This window comes from Lysinibacillus sp. TE18511 (assembly GCF_054062295.1).
Map to the genome: position 1 here is coordinate 13,367 of NZ_JBSSFD010000037.1, position 15,786 is coordinate 29,152.

The 15,786-nt window shown below is 38.0% G+C and carries 15 protein-coding genes, 1 pseudogene and 1 riboswitch; of the genes and pseudogenes, 10 read left to right on the forward strand and 6 right to left on the reverse strand.

Translation table 11 applies throughout. The features are described 5' to 3' along the window. Positions 1-325: 325 nt before the first annotated feature. Positions 326-510: riboswitch (cobalamin riboswitch) on the forward strand. Positions 511-881: 371 nt separating this feature from the next. The 3 genes from ACVWXS_RS20355 to ACVWXS_RS20365 all read left to right on the forward strand — a co-directional run bounded on the left by ACVWXS_RS20355 (position 882) and on the right by ACVWXS_RS20365 (position 4,962). Further along, positions 882-1,877 (forward strand): ABC transporter substrate-binding protein, encoded by a 996-nt coding sequence (locus tag ACVWXS_RS20355; protein WP_456959932.1) that lies wholly within the window; start codon positions 882-884, stop codon positions 1,875-1,877. Between the two features lie 53 nt (positions 1,878-1,930). Continuing rightward, entirely contained in the window at positions 1,931-2,593 is a 663-nt protein-coding gene (locus ACVWXS_RS20360) for a precorrin-3B methylase (RefSeq protein ID WP_456959933.1), read from the forward strand. Between the two features lie 380 nt (positions 2,594-2,973). Further along, positions 2,974-4,962: a S9 family peptidase gene (locus ACVWXS_RS20365; protein WP_456959934.1), complete on the forward strand. Its 1,989-nt coding sequence runs from the start codon at positions 2,974-2,976 to the stop codon at positions 4,960-4,962. A 637-nt stretch (positions 4,963-5,599) separates the two neighbouring features. Here ACVWXS_RS20365 and ACVWXS_RS20370 read toward each other — a convergent pair. From ACVWXS_RS20370 to ACVWXS_RS20390, 5 genes are all read right to left on the reverse strand, one after another. Continuing rightward, positions 5,600-5,809 (reverse strand): hypothetical protein, encoded by a 210-nt coding sequence (locus ACVWXS_RS20370; RefSeq protein ID WP_456959935.1) that lies wholly within the window; start codon positions 5,807-5,809, stop codon positions 5,600-5,602. Further along, the gene (locus tag ACVWXS_RS20375) at positions 5,803-6,078 is read right to left on the reverse strand and encodes a hypothetical protein (protein ID WP_456959936.1); all 276 of its coding nucleotides are present in this window, start codon (positions 6,076-6,078) and stop codon (positions 5,803-5,805) included. Before ACVWXS_RS20375 ends, ACVWXS_RS20370 begins: the two co-directional genes overlap by 7 nt. Before the next feature lie 522 nt (positions 6,079-6,600). Further along, positions 6,601-7,143 carry a GNAT family N-acetyltransferase gene (locus tag ACVWXS_RS20380; protein WP_456959937.1) on the reverse strand — a complete coding sequence of 181 codons (543 nt, stop codon included), beginning with the start codon at positions 7,141-7,143 and terminating at the stop codon, positions 6,601-6,603. Between the two features lie 293 nt (positions 7,144-7,436). After that, positions 7,437-8,633 carry a class I SAM-dependent rRNA methyltransferase gene (locus ACVWXS_RS20385; protein WP_456959938.1) on the reverse strand — a complete coding sequence of 399 codons (1,197 nt, stop codon included), beginning with the start codon at positions 8,631-8,633 and terminating at the stop codon, positions 7,437-7,439. Between the two features lie 62 nt (positions 8,634-8,695). Then, on the reverse strand, positions 8,696-9,613 hold the full coding sequence (locus ACVWXS_RS20390; protein WP_456959939.1) for an alpha/beta hydrolase: 918 nt from the start codon (positions 9,611-9,613) through the stop codon (positions 8,696-8,698). A 174-nt stretch (positions 9,614-9,787) separates the two neighbouring features. On the opposite strand from ACVWXS_RS20390, the gene folA reads away from it, so the two are divergent. Both folA and ACVWXS_RS20400 read left to right on the forward strand, forming a co-directional pair. Further along, entirely contained in the window at positions 9,788-10,267 is a 480-nt protein-coding gene (gene folA, locus ACVWXS_RS20395) for a type 3 dihydrofolate reductase (RefSeq protein WP_368634676.1), read from the forward strand. Positions 10,268-10,781: 514 nt separating this feature from the next. Continuing rightward, positions 10,782-11,255, forward strand: a pseudogene (locus ACVWXS_RS20400) (HIT family protein). Positions 11,256-11,315: 60 nt separating this feature from the next. Here ACVWXS_RS20400 and trhA read toward each other — a convergent pair. After that, a complete protein-coding gene (gene trhA, locus ACVWXS_RS20405) occupies positions 11,316-11,951 on the reverse strand; it encodes a PAQR family membrane homeostasis protein TrhA (RefSeq protein ID WP_427419147.1) in 636 nt (211 codons plus the stop codon). A 273-nt stretch (positions 11,952-12,224) separates the two neighbouring features. Between trhA and ACVWXS_RS20410 the strand changes: the two genes are divergently transcribed. The 5 genes from ACVWXS_RS20410 (at position 12,225) to msrB (ending at position 15,740) form a co-directional block, all read left to right on the forward strand. Beyond that, complete coding sequence (locus tag ACVWXS_RS20410; RefSeq protein ID WP_368634678.1) at positions 12,225-13,067, forward strand: DegV family protein; 843 nt, start codon at positions 12,225-12,227, stop codon at positions 13,065-13,067. Between the two features lie 187 nt (positions 13,068-13,254). Next, positions 13,255-14,187, forward strand: coding sequence for a GDSL-type esterase/lipase family protein (locus ACVWXS_RS20415; protein WP_456959940.1), 933 nt, complete (start codon positions 13,255-13,257; stop codon positions 14,185-14,187). A 4-nt stretch (positions 14,188-14,191) separates the two neighbouring features. Next, positions 14,192-14,773 (forward strand): YpmS family protein, encoded by a 582-nt coding sequence (locus ACVWXS_RS20420; protein WP_456959941.1) that lies wholly within the window; start codon positions 14,192-14,194, stop codon positions 14,771-14,773. A 12-nt stretch (positions 14,774-14,785) separates the two neighbouring features. After that, positions 14,786-15,319, forward strand: coding sequence for a peptide-methionine (S)-S-oxide reductase MsrA (gene msrA / locus ACVWXS_RS20425; protein WP_456959942.1), 534 nt, complete (start codon positions 14,786-14,788; stop codon positions 15,317-15,319). Then, positions 15,312-15,740: a peptide-methionine (R)-S-oxide reductase MsrB gene (msrB, locus tag ACVWXS_RS20430; protein WP_456959943.1), complete on the forward strand. Its 429-nt coding sequence runs from the start codon at positions 15,312-15,314 to the stop codon at positions 15,738-15,740. Before msrA ends, msrB begins: the two co-directional genes overlap by 8 nt. Positions 15,741-15,786 lie beyond the last annotated feature (46 nt).

The following is a 15,786-nucleotide window of genomic DNA, read 5'->3' on the forward strand; positions in this document are numbered from 1 at the left end:
AAAAAATCCTCGTTTCTATTTTTCGTCCATTATCATTGTAACAGAAATAAAATAAAGTAAAGACTACTAATCAGTGGGGGTTTCGTCACCTCAACTGGATAGAGAAACACCCTGTTGCCCCAAAGCAATCGGGCATTTCCGGGCTGTTAATCTCCCGCTAAACTTCTTGGCTAACTGCTAGTTATGTGGGATAAAAATATTTCATGTAAAATAGTTAGTGTTTATGTCGAAATAGTGCTACTATATTCATAACAATTATTTTTTGATTTTTTCGAGAGATTGCGAACATAAATTTCTTCTGCTAGTCTAGCAATAACATTCATAACAAAATAATAGATGTGTTGGTGCAAATGATTTGTCATTTGCTTAAAAGGGAAATCGGTGCGAATCCGATGCTGTCCCGCAACTGTAAATGGGGAGTCTATACAAGATGCCACTGTAGCCATGCTATGGGAAGGGGTATAGATGATGAACCTAAGCCAGGATACCTGCCAATATGTAATCTTTGCTTAAACCACGAGGATGGGGCTAGTGAATAGGTTGTAAAACCCATCTTTCACTATGCGAACCTCTTGGAAACAAGGGGTTTTTTTTATGCCCTTTTTACCTTATGTTCAGCGAATGTGGATTCGGTAAGGAGTTCTTAGGGGATGTTAGCCTAAAACCATCACATCCATGCGATAACGGCTAACTGACCTGCATCGGTAAAAACGCCACGTCCTGTGGCATTACCGAAATGACCGACATCGTGTTGGCCCTCGTGCAGGCCTAAGCACAAAGCCGAATCCGGACGCAATTATGCCGAGGTATAATTGATCATTCAGTAGCGAGGAAGTCAAGCGATTTCTTTCTATATATTTAACATCAAAGGAGACGAGGACATGAAGAAATGGAAAAGATTGTGGCTTGTCTTTGCGATAGCATTGATCGCTATACTTAGCGCGTGTAATGCAAAGGACAAACCAGAATCGGCTGCACAAGGGGAGAAGGTAGAGCCTTCACAAGCTGAAAAGACAGAGATAACGATTGAAAATAATGGAACAACACAAGTATATAAGGAAGCACCAAAAAAAGCGATTAGCTTAAATCAACATGTAACAGAAATTATGTTAGCGTTAGGCTTAGAAGATTCAATGGTAGGTACCGCCTATTTAGATGACAATATTTACGAGCCCTTACAAGCTGCCTACGATAAAGTGCCTGTGTTAGCTAAACAGTATCCTTCAAAGGAACAGGTTATTGATGCAGAAGCAGACTTTTTATACGGAGGTTGGAAAAGCGCCTTTGGAGAGAAAGGTGTTGGTACACAGGAAGAGCTTGAGGCATTAGGGATTCACACTTATTTACATACAGCCTCAAGTATGACGAAACCAACTTTAGAAGATATTTTCACAGATATCCGAAATATCGCAAAAATATTCCGTGTTGAAGATCGTGGAGATGCTTTAATTGCACAAATGACCAAAGATGTAGAGGCTGTACGTACAAAATTACCACAAAATGGGGAAGAACTGCGTGTATTAGTGTTTGATAGTGGTGATAAAGATGTCCTTACTGCTGGACAAAACTTTATGAATGAGCTTGTGACGATTGCTGGTGGTAAAAATATTTTTGGCGATGTGGAATCAGGATGGACTACGGTATCAAAAGAAGATGCAATAGAGCGTAATCCAGAAGTCGTTGTTGTTGTTGATTATGGAGAAACAACGGCGGAACAAAAAATTAATTTCTTAAAAAATGATCCTGCCTTAAAAGAAATAGAAGCCGTTAAAAATGAACGCTTTGTGATCTTACCACTTTCTGCTGCATCTGAAGGGGTTCGTGCTGCAGAAGCTATTCAAATTTTAGCAAAAGGCTTCTATCCTGAAAACTTTTAGACAAAATAAGGAGCTAGCGACTTGCTAGTTCTTTTTTATAAGGAGAGTTATAAATGAATGCATTTTGTAAAAATATACCGGACAAAACATTTGAAAAGCTAAATCATAATGGAGAGTTTACATGTCTTGCAGTTAGCCCAGGTATTATTAATAAGCATTATACCCCTGCACAATTTCAAACAATTGCAAAGGTTGTAGGGGAAACTGGTGCAATCAAATACTCCGCCTCTTACAGTATATTAGTATCTATTCCGACAGTAGATGTAGCAGATACAACTAAGGAGCTACAAGACGCTGGTCTGTATGTAACAACAAAGAAAGGACCAATTGTTGCGATGAAGGCCTGTGATTTCTGTGATGGTGATAAGATGGAGGCAGCACCGATTACTCAACAGCTATATCATTCATTAGAAGGAATAGCGGTCCCTACAAGATTACGTTTAAACGTAAATGGCTGTGCCTCTGCCTGCTACAATCCAGTATATGATGATATTGGCCTTGTTTATCAAAAAGATAGCTTTGATGTCTATTTAGGGGCGGTGCCAATGGGGGCAAAAGCACAAGCTGGGACGCTATTTGCTAAAAGGGTGGCAGTTGACCGTATTGAAAGTTTTCTTCATGAAATCATTCGACTCTATAATGAGCATGCTCGTCCGAATGAACCTTTTTATAAATTTTATCGTAGAACAAATTCTGCTGATTATTGGAAAATGTAAAAAAAGTGATGTTAAAACACACTTTTTTGAGTTTTGGACCATCCTTTTGTTACTTCTATTGGAATATTCGAGCCAACTTTCATGGTATTTTTGACAATAATCCAGCACCAATATGTTAATCTCCTCGTGAAGCTATTTCTCACGTCTTAGTAATAGGAGACCGTTTAGGTAAAAATTTCTTATTTTGAAATAAATTATATCTGTAGCTCTTTGTAATTATTGCGAAGCAGCTACTTTTTTTTCAGTGTATGTTTTTAAACATCTCATATAAGTAATAACGCGGCCAAATTTAAAAATTTTCTGTTTATAAGCAGGAATAATACTTAGGGCGTCGAAATATTGTACTATGTAATGCAATTAACAAAAAGGGGCGGGAAAATATGACATCCAAACAAGGGATTAAACCGGAAGATCTATATCAATTAAAATCAGTGGCAGATCCACAAGTATCACCTGATGGAACAGAGGTTGTATATGTGGAGACTCATATCAACGACAAGAAAAAAGACTATGTGTCTAATTTATATTACATAAACTTGGATGAAAAAATTCCTCAACAATGGACATTTGGTGAAGATAAAACAAATTCACCTATTTGGTCTCCAGATGGCAGTAAAATCGCGTTTGTGTCAACGAGAAATGGCAAGCCACAAATTTTTGTGCTTTCTAAAACGGGCGGAGAGGCGAAGCAAATTACTCATTGTAAAAACGGTGCGACATCACCTATTTGGTCGCCGTGTGGCAAGAAATTAGCCTTCTCTGTAAAGCTTGGTAAAAATGAAAGCATTGATGATAAAGCTGAACCTGATAAGAAAGAAGACAAAGAACTAAAACCACTTGAAATCGAAAAGATGAAACATAAGTCAGATGCAGCTGGATTTCTGGATATGGAGCAATTTACTCAAATTGCAATCGTCAATCTTGAATCTGGGGAATTAGAGCTGATGACGGAAGGAAAAGATCATTTCCAGCTTGGTACATGGTCTCCAAATGGAAAATATCTTTCTTACAGTGCAGACTTAACAGAGGATCTAGATTTTTCATTCATGAGTGATATTTACTTATTGGATGTAGAAACGAAACATGCGCGCAAGCTAACGGAAGGAACAGGGGTGTTCTACCAAACTTCATGGTCTCCGAATAGCCGCTACATAGCTTTTGTTGGCAGTGAAAGAGAATTTGAAAATGCGACACATGCGAAGCTATGGATTTATGATTTGGAACATAACCTTACGACATGTGTAACGAGTGAATTTGACGTGCCTGTCGGTGATTTTGTTGTGGGCGATTTCCTTCAAAGTGTTGTTGCCCCGCGTGTCCAATGGTTGGAGGATAGTGAAAGCTTTTACTTCCAAGTGACAGATCGCGGAAATACAGCCATTTATTTTGGCAATCTTTCTGGAGAATTATATCCAGCTATACATGATGATCAGTATGTATATGGTTTTTCACTTGATCAAAAAAATGATAAAGCGGTAGTCGCAATTAGCACGACGACAAATCCTGGCGATCTATTTTACGTAAATTTAAATACTGGTGAAAAGGAACAGCTTACACAAGTTAATGAAGAATTTTTAAAGACGAGAGAATTATCTGTGCCCGAAGCAATGGAATATGAAGGGGCGGATGGCTGGAAAGTAAGCGGCTGGATGATGAAGCCAATCGGCTATGAAGAAGGGAAGAAATATCCACTTATTCTAGAAATCCATGGTGGTCCGCATGCGATGTATGCCAACACCTATTTTAATGAATTCCAAATCCTTGCTGCACAAGGCTTTGCGGTTCTTTATACGAATCCTCGCGGAAGCCATGGATACGGACAGAAATTTGTAGATGCAGTCCGTGGTGATTATGGTGGCAATGATTATAATGACCTAATGGCTGCTGTTGATTTTGCATTGGAGCACTATGATTTTATTGATCAAGTCCGTCTCGGTGTAACAGGTGGGAGTTACGGGGGCTTTATGACAAACTGGATTGTCGGACATACCAATCGCTTTAAAGCCGCTGTTACGCAACGTTGCATTTCTAACTGGATTAGCTTTTACGGCGTAAGTGATATCGGCTATTACTTCAATGACTGGCAAATCCAAGCGGGACTAGACAATATAGAGAAGCTTTGGCATCATTCACCGCTTAAATATGTGGACAATGTGGAGACGCCGCTGTTAATTTTACACAGTGAAAAAGACTATCGCTGTCCGATTGAACAGGCAGAGCAATTATTTATCGCCTTGAAACACCGTAAAAAAGAAACAAAATTTGTTCGCTTCCCTGAATCCAATCACGAACTTTCAAGGAGCGGAAAACCAACGTTAAGAATCAATAGACTAGAATATATTCGGGATTGGTTTGTGGAATATCTGTAAGAGAAAATTTTGGTGGTCAATAATAATACCTGGTCTTTAGGTGCTACTTGTTTAGCTCCTAAGCTGTTAATTGCTTCTTCTTGTGCCAATCTTTCTGCTCGTTCTTCTTCCAGAGACATATTGACGGTGAATTGGAAATTGAGGAAGTAACACTGATGTTAATTAATAAATACAAAAAATCTCCTAAAGCTCCGAATGATTAATTTCGGAGCTTTTTTGAAATTAATTATTGTTCCAGGCCAGGTACCAGTGTTGCTGTAGCCAGGGGCAAAGTAGAAAATAATTATGTATGGATTCCTGACAGAAAATGTTCTACGCGCGTCATGCCAATGATTCTTACTTGGAGTATATGTCTCTCAAAGATCTCTCTAGACGTCTTACTCATCATATTCAGTTCGATGAATAACCGCTTGAATTCGTTGGTAAAGGTGATTGATTTTTCGCTGTTTTTACTTACATATTTATTATTAGAAAAAAGTTCACGATCTGCTTAGCTAAAAAATTTCTTACTCACGCTATCCTCCTCTATGTTTATTGTCAGTTTACAAAAAGATACCCACAGCTTGAACACCTTTATTTCTAAAGTGTCCAGTCATGGGTACCAGTTTATTTGGGCAAAGCCAGCTTAATCATTTAATTATTTAGCTGTTTTAAATTCACTCCGCACATCTTGGTACAAATCCTCAGACCCAGCGTTCGGTGAAGGAGTAAAATCTAGGGTAACTTTATTATCGGTAATCAGCACAATCATTTCTTTATCGTTTGCCGATTGAATGAGTACTAATGTTCCTTCTGATTCTTCGTCCTCATATGCCACAGATTCTGCAACCTTCGGATCCTTCAGCATTTGGTTCTCCAAACTCCTGACTTAGCATTGGTGCGATATCCACCTTGCATATCAGGGTGCACACTCTCCTCAACAAACTTCAATCTCTCCTCTTTTTTTTCATTGTTGTAGTAATCCGTAACATAGGATAATGCCAGCTTCTCATCAGCAGCTCGTTCCTCCGAATCAGCAGCTTCTTTCTCCGAACCCGTAGCATTATTACTTGAACATCCAGATAATATGATCACAGCGGCGAATAAAATAGATAGAAACTTTGTAAAGTTCTTCATGTTTTCCCCCTTGGAATAATTGAGTATACTTATTAGTCTATCAAATATAGGAAGGATTTGGTAGTTGGATTCAAGGTGTTTTATATATTATTTTGAAAAATATGTTAATTTATAAAAATGCCGTTTTCGACACATATTGCTCCTGGTTACAGCAACGCTAGTAGTGGACCATCCAGGATGAGAAGTATTATAGCGATTTTTGTGAAATGATATTGCTTGCGGATCGAGTGCGACGAAATCATAAGCGTATTTCTGTTCGTGTCCAAGATTTCGCACTAGATGTTTATCTGGATAAGACTACACTGGAGTTAATGAGATAAGAAAATATTTCTTAGATAACCTTTTTTTATAGGAGGGGGATGCATTATTACATCACTTTACCTACTATTACTTTTAAAGAAAAATTTGAGATTGATTTAGGTGGTATTCGATGTATAGTCCAACATGTATCTTTTCTTTAATTTAGAGGAATGAAGGAACTAGATGGGCGGAAACACATTTTTGAGAATCTGGGCTGCTACATTATTCATTAATTATCCCATAATAAACTATATCCTCGTATTTACCATCTTTTATGACGTGATCCTTTAAAATTCCTTCTTGTTTCATACCAATCTTCTCCATTACTTTTCCTGAAGCGGGGTTTGATGAAAAATAGCGGGCAAACACTTTGTGCAGTTTCTTTTCTTCAAAAGCAAATTGTACAATCGCCTGCGCCGCCTCCGAAGCATAGCCTTTTCCCCAATATTGCTCGCCAATCCAATAGGCTAATTCTCCTTGGTTAAAATCTTTCTTGTTCGATAATCCAATTGCTCCATATAAGTCCCCAGTTTCTTTATCTGTGACTGCAAACTCATACGAAAAATCCTCGATAAAATTATCATAATGGAATTCAATCCATGATAATGCATCATCTAAACGATACGGAAAAGGTAGGTACATGGTGCTTTTATAAATATTATAGTTATTGCAAAGCTTTACAACTGTTTCTGCATCGGATGTTTGAAATAATCTAAGAACAAGCCTTTCTGTTGTAATCATTAATTTTTCAGGAACATATGCCATTCAATCATCTCCATTAATTTATAATTTCGAACTCATCACCAAAAATTGAGGATGACATATGTTAAACGTATGCCATGAGATAAGTTGATTTCCGTTCCGATTGGACGCTCGCAGGAAAGTGCCCAGTCGGAACGGAAATCAACCCCACGTTATGGTGATAGAACTATAATTTGTAAATTACATTATATGACAAGCGGGAAATTCAAACAATGACACGAGAGGGGGTTATCATAAAAAATTTCTTCCAAACAAAAAAGACAGAATGCTAAGAAAGCGATTCTGTCTGGGTTCATCTAGTTGAGTTTTTCTATAAAAACAACCTTTAAGTAATTGAATTCTGGATATTCACGTGAGGCACGGAAATCCTTTGGTAAGTTGTATTCTTCAACAATTTTATAGCGTGTTTTTGTTTCTTTAAAGGCTTGGTCAATAAAGCTTTTGAACTTTTTCATACCGAAGCTTGCATTGTTTGTTGAAGCAACAATGATACCGTTTTTCTCAGTAATGGCGATTGTATCCATCAGTAATTTAGGATAGTCCTTCGCAGTTGAGAATGTTCTTTCCTTCGTACGTGCAAAGCTAGGTGGATCTAAAACAACAAGATCGAATTTTAAATTATGGCGCTGAGCATATTTAAAATAATTAAAGACATCCATTACTTTAATATCCTGTGATTCGTAATCAATGCTATTGACGCTAAATTGCTCAATTGTTTTGGCTAAACTACGCTTTGCTACATCTACACTTGTTGTTTTTACTGCGCCTCCAAGTGCCGCTGCGACAGAAAATGCACCAGTATAGGAGAACGTATTTAGCATGTTTTTACCCTCTGCAAAACGTTCGCGAATGGCAAGTCTCACTTCTCGTTGATCGAGGAAAATACCTGTCATTGCTCCATCATTTAAATTGACAGCGTAATTCATACTATTTTCAGTTACGATAATAGGGAATTCGCCAGGTGTACCCATGACGAAATCGTCCTGTTCCATATATTGACCTTTAGTATCGAAACGTTTTTTCTCATAAATGGCTTTGTAGTTTACAGTCTCTGCAAGTGCTTCATAAACCGTTTCTTTAAATGAATAAATGCCTGCGCTATACCAGCTCACCATATAGTAAGAATCGTAAAAGTCAATTGTTAAACCGCCAATACCATCACCTTCGCCATTAAAGATACGAAAGGCTGTTGTGTGAGGATCATTGAAAAATGCTTCCCGATTTTGAATGGCCTTTTTAAATTTTTTAATGAAATATGCCTTGTCTATGTTTTCATTAGCATCGGTTGTTAGTACCCATCCAATACCTTTGTTTTGTAAGCCGAAGTATCCAGTGCCAATAAAGCGGTTATGAACATCCGTAAGTCTTAATAGTGCGCCTTCCTCTTTTGGAAGATGGCGTGCATCAACAGCATCCTTTGAAATAAGAGGATAGCCTTTTTTTAATTGATTAGAAAAGGGATTGTTAATTTGTAAAGCAATTGTTTGTGTCATGTTGTCATCCTTTAAAATACATTTTGCTCTATTATCGCATTCTTTTATGTGGATAGACAAACTTATTTCACGAAATGAGCGATTTTTTCAACTGTGTCAATCGTTGCTGCCTCAAAAAACTCCATTTTGCTGAAGTAACTATGAATTAATCCAGGCATATGAATATGCTCTACTTCTACATTTGCCTCTGCTAGCTTTTGCGCGTATGAAAGGCCTTCATCATAAAGGACATCTGCCTCTGCTGCAATAATAATTGTTTTCGGTAAAACGCTTAAATCTTCCATATGAAGTGGGGAAACAAGTGGATTTTTATAGTTTTGTCTATCTGTGTAATGACCCGCAAACCACTGCATTCCTTGATTGTCTAAACCATAATGTTCCCCAAAAGCACTGTAGGAATCCGTTGTAAAATCAACATCGACTACAGGATAAATAAGTGCCTGAGCTATAATTTTTGGTCCATTTAATGTAGCGGCTAAGTAAGCTACAACGGTTGCTAAGTTTCCACCGGCACTATCACCAGCCACTGTGATCGTTGACGCATCTCCGCCAAAATGTTGGATGTTGTCGTCAACCCATTCTAAAGCGTCATAGGCATCGAAGAGCGGGGTAGGAAATGGGTATTCTGGTGCTAAGCGATAATCGACCGAGACAACGATGGCTTGGGCTTTTTCTGCTAATAGCTGGCAGCCTGCATCCGTAGAGTCTAAATTTCCAAATACCCAGCCGCCTCCATGATAATAAACAATGACAGGAAGTATTTTGTTTAACACAGGTCTATAAATGCGCACATTAATTTGTGCGCCATCACGAACCGATATTTTGCTAGTTTCGATTGCCGCAAGCTGTGGGCAATGTGGTGACGTCCATTTTGGCACTACTTTTATTGCTCTTGCTTCTTGAGGTGTTAAATCATAGTACTTCATAGAAGAATCACTTGCTTTTATATAACGGATCGCTTCATCTTTTAATGTTGTCATCATCATCAATCCTTTTTCATTACATTTGTTAATCCTATTATAAACTATTCGTATAATTTTACTATGATTTAATAAGTAAAAAGAAAATTATTTAATGACAAAGCAGAAATAATCCGATTGTAAAGTAAAAATATGTTTATAATATAGTGAACAATGTATTTGGAGGGACAATAGATGATTTCTTTAATAGTGGCACATGATACGAATTATGTGATTGGATATGAAAATGGTATGCCATGGCATTTGCCTGGGGATTTACAATATTTTAAGAACAAAACGATGGCCAAGCCTATGATCATGGGACGAAAAACATTCGAATCCATCGGTAGACCGCTTCCAGGGCGTCGTAATATTGTTATTACTCGTGATGAAAACTATCATGCGGATGGGATCGAAGTGGTGACAAGTGTAGAGGATGCCCTCGCTCTTGCTGGAGATGTTCCAGAAATTATGATTATTGGTGGCGAGCAAATTTTCCGCTTATCCATGGAAATCGCCGATCGACTATACATTACAAAAATCAATCATTCCTTTAATGGGGATACATATTTCCCGAACTACGAACAGGATTTTGTGGAAATATCCTCAGAAGAGCCTGTGACAGCAAAAGAAGGCTATACATTCCAATATCAGATTTTTGAACGTAAGAACTAATTAAATAGGAACTGGTAAGCACGGTGATCTAATGACCGTGCTTATTTGGCGTTATAGATAAAGGTGATTGGAAATATTTGTAGAATGAATTATTGTAAGGCTCATCAGCATAACGTGGGGTTGATTTACGTTCCGTCTGGGCGCATTCGAGAAGTCTAACAAAGAAAAAATTTTTACCAGTAAATCCGTTTTACCCGATCGACAGATAGAAACGTCGAAGTGCCGGATAGTTCCTGATGGCAATCGATGAGCTTTTTTACTGCTTAACATTCCAACAATTACATTCAAAAGAGGGGGCCAACTGTGAGAAAAATAACTTTGGTAAATGGAAAAAAGATAGAAGTGGAATGTTTGAGCTGTGCCATAACGAGCGGGCTCAATCAATTATGCCTCGGCATAATTGCGTCCGGAATCGGCTTTGTGCTTAGGCCTGTACGATGCAGGTCAGTTAGCCGTTATCGCATGGATGCGATGGTTTTAGGCTAACATCCCCTAAGAACTCCTTTCCGATTCCGTGACATCCGCCGGAGGCTTCAACTTCCTTCAACGGGTGTTTGGACACCCGCTGAAAGAAGTTGAACCAGATGGAGGTGTAGTAATTGAAACGGACTATTTTCATGCCCATCAAGATGTTGCTTATCCGATCAAGGGATTAATCATTCTAGCTTCAAAGCGCCATATTAGATGTTTGGATGAGCTTAACGAAGAGGGAAAAATGGACTACATAAACCTTTTATCAAAAATTAGAAAGGCTCAAAGGGAAGTATTGGGTATAGAACATGTTTATTATTTCTATAATGAAGATACGACACACCATTTCCATACTTGGATGGTGCCGCTCTATGAATGGATGTCTGCATTCGGACGTTCCGTAGAATCGATGAGACCTGTTTGACTTCATGCTAGAAATGAAATGAATCATGAAGAAAATATTCAAGAGATCATGCATGCAATCAAGGCATTAACGAAGGAATTAAGTAGTGAATAGTAAATACACCAATATAAAAAATCGCTCCTTTTGTCTAAGAGAGCGATTTTTTGTTAATACCTACAAGTAAAAATAAACACAAGCATACATAGAGCCACAACCAGCTAACACAAAGAGGTGCCAAATTGCATGATTGTATGGCAGGGATCTCCATGCGTAAAAGATGGCGCCAATCGTATAGAAAAGCCCACCTGCTAACAGTAAAGCAAAGCCATTAAAACCTAAGAAAAGATAGACAGGTTTAATGGCAAAAATAATTAACCAACCCATACCGATGTAAAAAATTAAAGAAAGCTTCTCAAATCGATTAATGAAGAAGCATTTAAAAATAACGCCTAGGAACGCAAGTGACCAAATAATACATAATAATGTAATACCTAACGTGCCACCAATCGCAATTAGAAGAAACGGTGTATACGTTCCGGCAATTAAAATATAAATAGAAGAATGGTCAAGAATGGCGAAAATGTGTTTATATTTTTCAGGCATGCTATGTAGCAGCGTCGACATTAAAAATAAAATGATGACAGAGGCACCAAAAATACTAAACGTTGTAATTTGGAGCGCACTTCCGGTTTGTACAGCTGCTAAAATAAGTACAACTAGCGCTGGAATACTTGCGATAAATCCAATGCCATGAGTAATGGCATTCCACAATTCTTCCTTCCATGTTTTATAGTCAAATGAATCTAGCATAACGAACACTCCTTTCGTGCATATATTTACTATACGCCAATAATTTTCATCCTGCTATTTACAATTGTCATGTATTTATTATCAAAATTGTCATAGGTATGGTTATTTGTTTGAAGGTCTTTGTTAGACAAGTACTCAACAAAACGTTATAGTAACCAAGGTAGTGATTCAAAACGGACTAAATAGAGTGATTTCGAATGACAAATGTCATGTTTACATAATGATTCATTAGTCTATATAATTAATTTTAATGATGTAAAAGGATGTGTCGAAGTGGGACGAATTCATATAGTAACTGACTCAACTTGTGATTTAACAAAAGAGGAAGTAGCGCAGCATGGTATACATATTGTGCCTTTAACGATTCAAATTGATGGAAAAACATATACAGATGGTGTTGATATAGAGCCACAATCTTTTTTAAGCTTTATGCAGAATTCCGAAAATTTGCCTAAAAGCTCGCAGCCTGCGCCGGGGAAATTCAAAGAATTATACGATGAACTAGGAAAAGACGGAGATCAAATTATTTCAATTCATATGACTGGTGGCATGAGTGGTACAGTTGAATCGGCTCGTCAAGCAGCGCAAATGACGGATGCAAATGTGACTGTTATTGATTCACGTTTTATCGCCTTTGGTCTAGCTTTCCAATTACGAGAAGCTATTAAAATGCGTGATGCAGGTGCAACTGTCGAGGAAATTATGGCTCGTCTGGACAAGGTTCGCGAAAATACGTATTTGTATGTTGTTGTCGACACACTTGATAATTTAATTAAAGGCGGACGTATTGGGAAAGGTAAAGGCTTTATCGGTTCTTTGCTGAACATCAAAGTAATAGCAAACTTAGAAGGTGGCGCATACAATCCCGTAACCAAAGTGCGTAGCCATAAACAGGTTGTGAACTACTTATTTAAACAATTCCAAGCAGATACTGCCGGAAAAACAGTTAAGTCAGTTGGAATTTCTCACGCCGATGGAATGACAACGATGGGTGGACCATTAAAAGAATTGATCGAGGGAACAGGTGTAAATGATGTGGAAATTGCCTTTACTTCACCAATCATCTCTACACATACTGGCCCAGGTGCAATTGGCTTCATGTTTTTTGCAGAATAATATACGATAGCTACTACATAAGTTTTGTAGTGGCTTTTTTTATATGGAATGGAAAAATGCATGCCTTAAGAAAGTTATACATTGTGAAAAAATGCGCACTTTTACAGAATACCTAGGTTAGTCACTTTTCATTACAGCATAAACTATTCTATAATAGAAGAAACAGCAAATGATGGAAGGTGGTCAAATGAACATTTGGCGAATGCTAATTTTGTCATGTTTGACCGTCTTAGTACTAAGTGGTTGTGAAATATCAATAGATGAACCGAATCCGCAAGCTGAACCAGAAGGGGAGCAAGCAGGGACGGAGCGAGATATGAGCCAAGATGAGCAACAAACGGAAAATGAGGAAAAAACCTCAAGGAATGTATTGACGCAGATTTTTGAACATTTTTTTGAGCCAACTCCCGAGGATTTACGGCAAATTGATGATGAAGACGCAAAGCAACTACAATATTTGGCACTCGGCGATTCTTTAACAGCCGGTGTCGGTGATGAGTATAGTGAAGACGGTTTTGTAGGTAGATTAGCAGATTCATTGGAAACTTGGCCCTCGATTTCTGAAGTTGAAGTCGATAATCGAGGAAAAAGAGGAAGACGTAGTGATCAGCTATTAAAATTAGTGAAAAAAGGGCATTATGATGAAGAGCTGCAAGAAGCACAACTCATTTCCGTTACAATGGGTGGAAATGATGTCATGAAGATCGTCAGGAAAGATCTGTTGAATTTAAAACGAGATGCTTTTGATAAAGAATTGCAGGCATATAAGAAACGTTATAGTAAAATCATTGCCGGCATTCGAGAAAAAAATCCGACAGCGCCCTTATTACTAATCGGTTTTTATAACCCATTCTCGATCGTGACAAATGAAGCCAATGAATTTGATTCGATTATTACGGAGTGGAATAAAGTCATTGAAGATGTAGCGAGTGAAGATGGTAATGCTTGCTATGTATCCGTGGAGGACCTGTTTGTTTCGAATAAGGAGCTCGTTTATCATACGGATTTCTTCCACCCAAATGCAAAAGGATATGAGAAAATGAATGAACGTATTTTAGAAGCAATGGAGAAATGTGGTATGGAAGAAAAGATTAACAAGGAAATAGGCTTCGAGGAGTGACAAAATGAATAAATGGAAATTCGCATTTTTTGCCTTAGCGGGCACAGTGCTTTTTGCAATCCTCCTCGTCGTTTATTTAGCAACTAGACCAGTAGATGGAGTAAATTTAGCAGAGAGTTCAGATAGTGAAAATGAAGTGAAAGGGAATGTTCTCGTTGTTCAAACAACAACGAAGGAATTGGAATCTATATCGAAAAAGTATTTAAAAGATGCTTCTAAAGGATCACCATTACCGTTGGATTTTACGATTGATGATGATATTGAATTAAGAAGTACATTAACGGTTTTCTATACAGACATTCCAATTACAATGAACTTCGATCCCATTGTCGATAAGAAAGGTAATATTATTTTAAAACAGACAGGAATGAATGTTGGGCTTTTAAATATTCCACCGGAGACAGCTATGAAAATTATGCGAGACTCGTTGGAATTCCCTTCATTTATTACAATCAATCCAAACAAGGCAGAAATCTATATTGACTTATCGCTCATAAATATTGCTTCAGGATCACGTATCAAAGCAAAAGAATTAGATTTACCAAACGATAAGATTTTACTGGAAGTGATTGTTCCTGGTGAATAAGGAGTGAAATGAATGGCAAAGCAATTCGCAACATTTGCAGGTGGATGTTTTTGGTGTATGGTCAAGCCCTTCGATGAAACACCTGGCATTGAATCAGTGATTTCAGGCTATACGGGTGGACATGTTATCAATCCAACGTATGAGCAAGTTTGCTCTGAAACGACGGGGCATATTGAAGCGGTTCAAATTACGTTGGATGATGAGTACTATTCATATGAGCAATTACTTGCGACATTTTGGACAATAATAGATCCAACAGATGCAGGTGGACAATTTTATGATCGAGGGGAGTCCTACACAACTGCAATTTTTTATCACAATGAAGAGCAACGCGAATTAGCAGAACGTTCTAAGGCAGATTTACAGGCATCTGGTAAGTTCGATAAGCCCATTGCAGTGAAAATTGTACCAGCTAGCACATTTTACCCAGCTGAAGACTATCATCAATATTATTATAAGAAAAATCCAATGCATTACGAGCGCTATGCTGTCGGTTCTGGTCGCAAAGCGTTTCAAGAGCAACACTGGGGGCAAAAAAATGAATAAAGAACAACGCTTAAAAGAATTAACAGACATGCAGTATTATGTGACGCAAGAAAATGGCACAGAGCCACCATTCCGCAACGAATATGATAAACACTTTGAAGAAGGCATTTATGTAGATATCGTGTCAGGCAAGCCATTGTTTAGCTCCTTTGATAAGTTCGATTCGGGTTGTGGTTGGCCAGCGTTTGCAAAGCCAATTGAACAGGAAGAAGTCACAGAGCATTTCGATACATCACATGGAATGCGTCGCGTAGAGGTTCGCAGCAGTGAAGCTGATTCTCATTTAGGACATGTTTTCCCTGATGGACCTAGTGAACGTGGTGGCTTACGCTATTGTATTAACTCCGCAGCACTTCGCTTTGTGCCAAAAGAAGATTTAGAAAAAGATGGCTATGTAGAATATCTTTCATTATTTAAATAATACAAACTCCTAGCAGGATTATATCGTGCTAGGAGTTTTTTTATTG

Bases quoted from the DNA above. Each gene is read 5' to 3' on its own strand.
- ACVWXS_RS20355 (WP_456959932.1), top strand. From the start codon at position 882: ATGAAGAAATGGAAAAGATTGTGGCTTGTCTTTGCGATAGCATTGATC.
- ACVWXS_RS20360 (WP_456959933.1), top strand. From the start codon at position 1,931: ATGAATGCATTTTGTAAAAATATACCGGACAAAACATTTGAAAAGCTA.
- ACVWXS_RS20365 (WP_456959934.1), top strand. From the start codon at position 2,974: ATGACATCCAAACAAGGGATTAAACCGGAAGATCTATATCAATTAAAA.
- ACVWXS_RS20370 (WP_456959935.1), bottom strand. From the start codon at position 5,809: ATGCTGAAGGATCCGAAGGTTGCAGAATCTGTGGCATATGAGGACGAA.
- ACVWXS_RS20375 (WP_456959936.1), bottom strand. From the start codon at position 6,078: ATGAAGAACTTTACAAAGTTTCTATCTATTTTATTCGCCGCTGTGATC.
- ACVWXS_RS20380 (WP_456959937.1), bottom strand. From the start codon at position 7,143: ATGGCATATGTTCCTGAAAAATTAATGATTACAACAGAAAGGCTTGTT.
- ACVWXS_RS20385 (WP_456959938.1), bottom strand. From the start codon at position 8,633: ATGACACAAACAATTGCTTTACAAATTAACAATCCCTTTTCTAATCAA.
- ACVWXS_RS20390 (WP_456959939.1), bottom strand. From the start codon at position 9,613: ATGACAACATTAAAAGATGAAGCGATCCGTTATATAAAAGCAAGTGAT.
- folA (WP_368634676.1), top strand. From the start codon at position 9,788: ATGATTTCTTTAATAGTGGCACATGATACGAATTATGTGATTGGATAT.
- trhA (WP_427419147.1), bottom strand. From the start codon at position 11,951: ATGCTAGATTCATTTGACTATAAAACATGGAAGGAAGAATTGTGGAAT.
- ACVWXS_RS20415 (WP_456959940.1), top strand. From the start codon at position 13,255: ATGAACATTTGGCGAATGCTAATTTTGTCATGTTTGACCGTCTTAGTA.
- ACVWXS_RS20420 (WP_456959941.1), top strand. From the start codon at position 14,192: ATGAATAAATGGAAATTCGCATTTTTTGCCTTAGCGGGCACAGTGCTT.
- msrA (WP_456959942.1), top strand. From the start codon at position 14,786: ATGGCAAAGCAATTCGCAACATTTGCAGGTGGATGTTTTTGGTGTATG.
- msrB (WP_456959943.1), top strand. From the start codon at position 15,312: ATGAATAAAGAACAACGCTTAAAAGAATTAACAGACATGCAGTATTAT.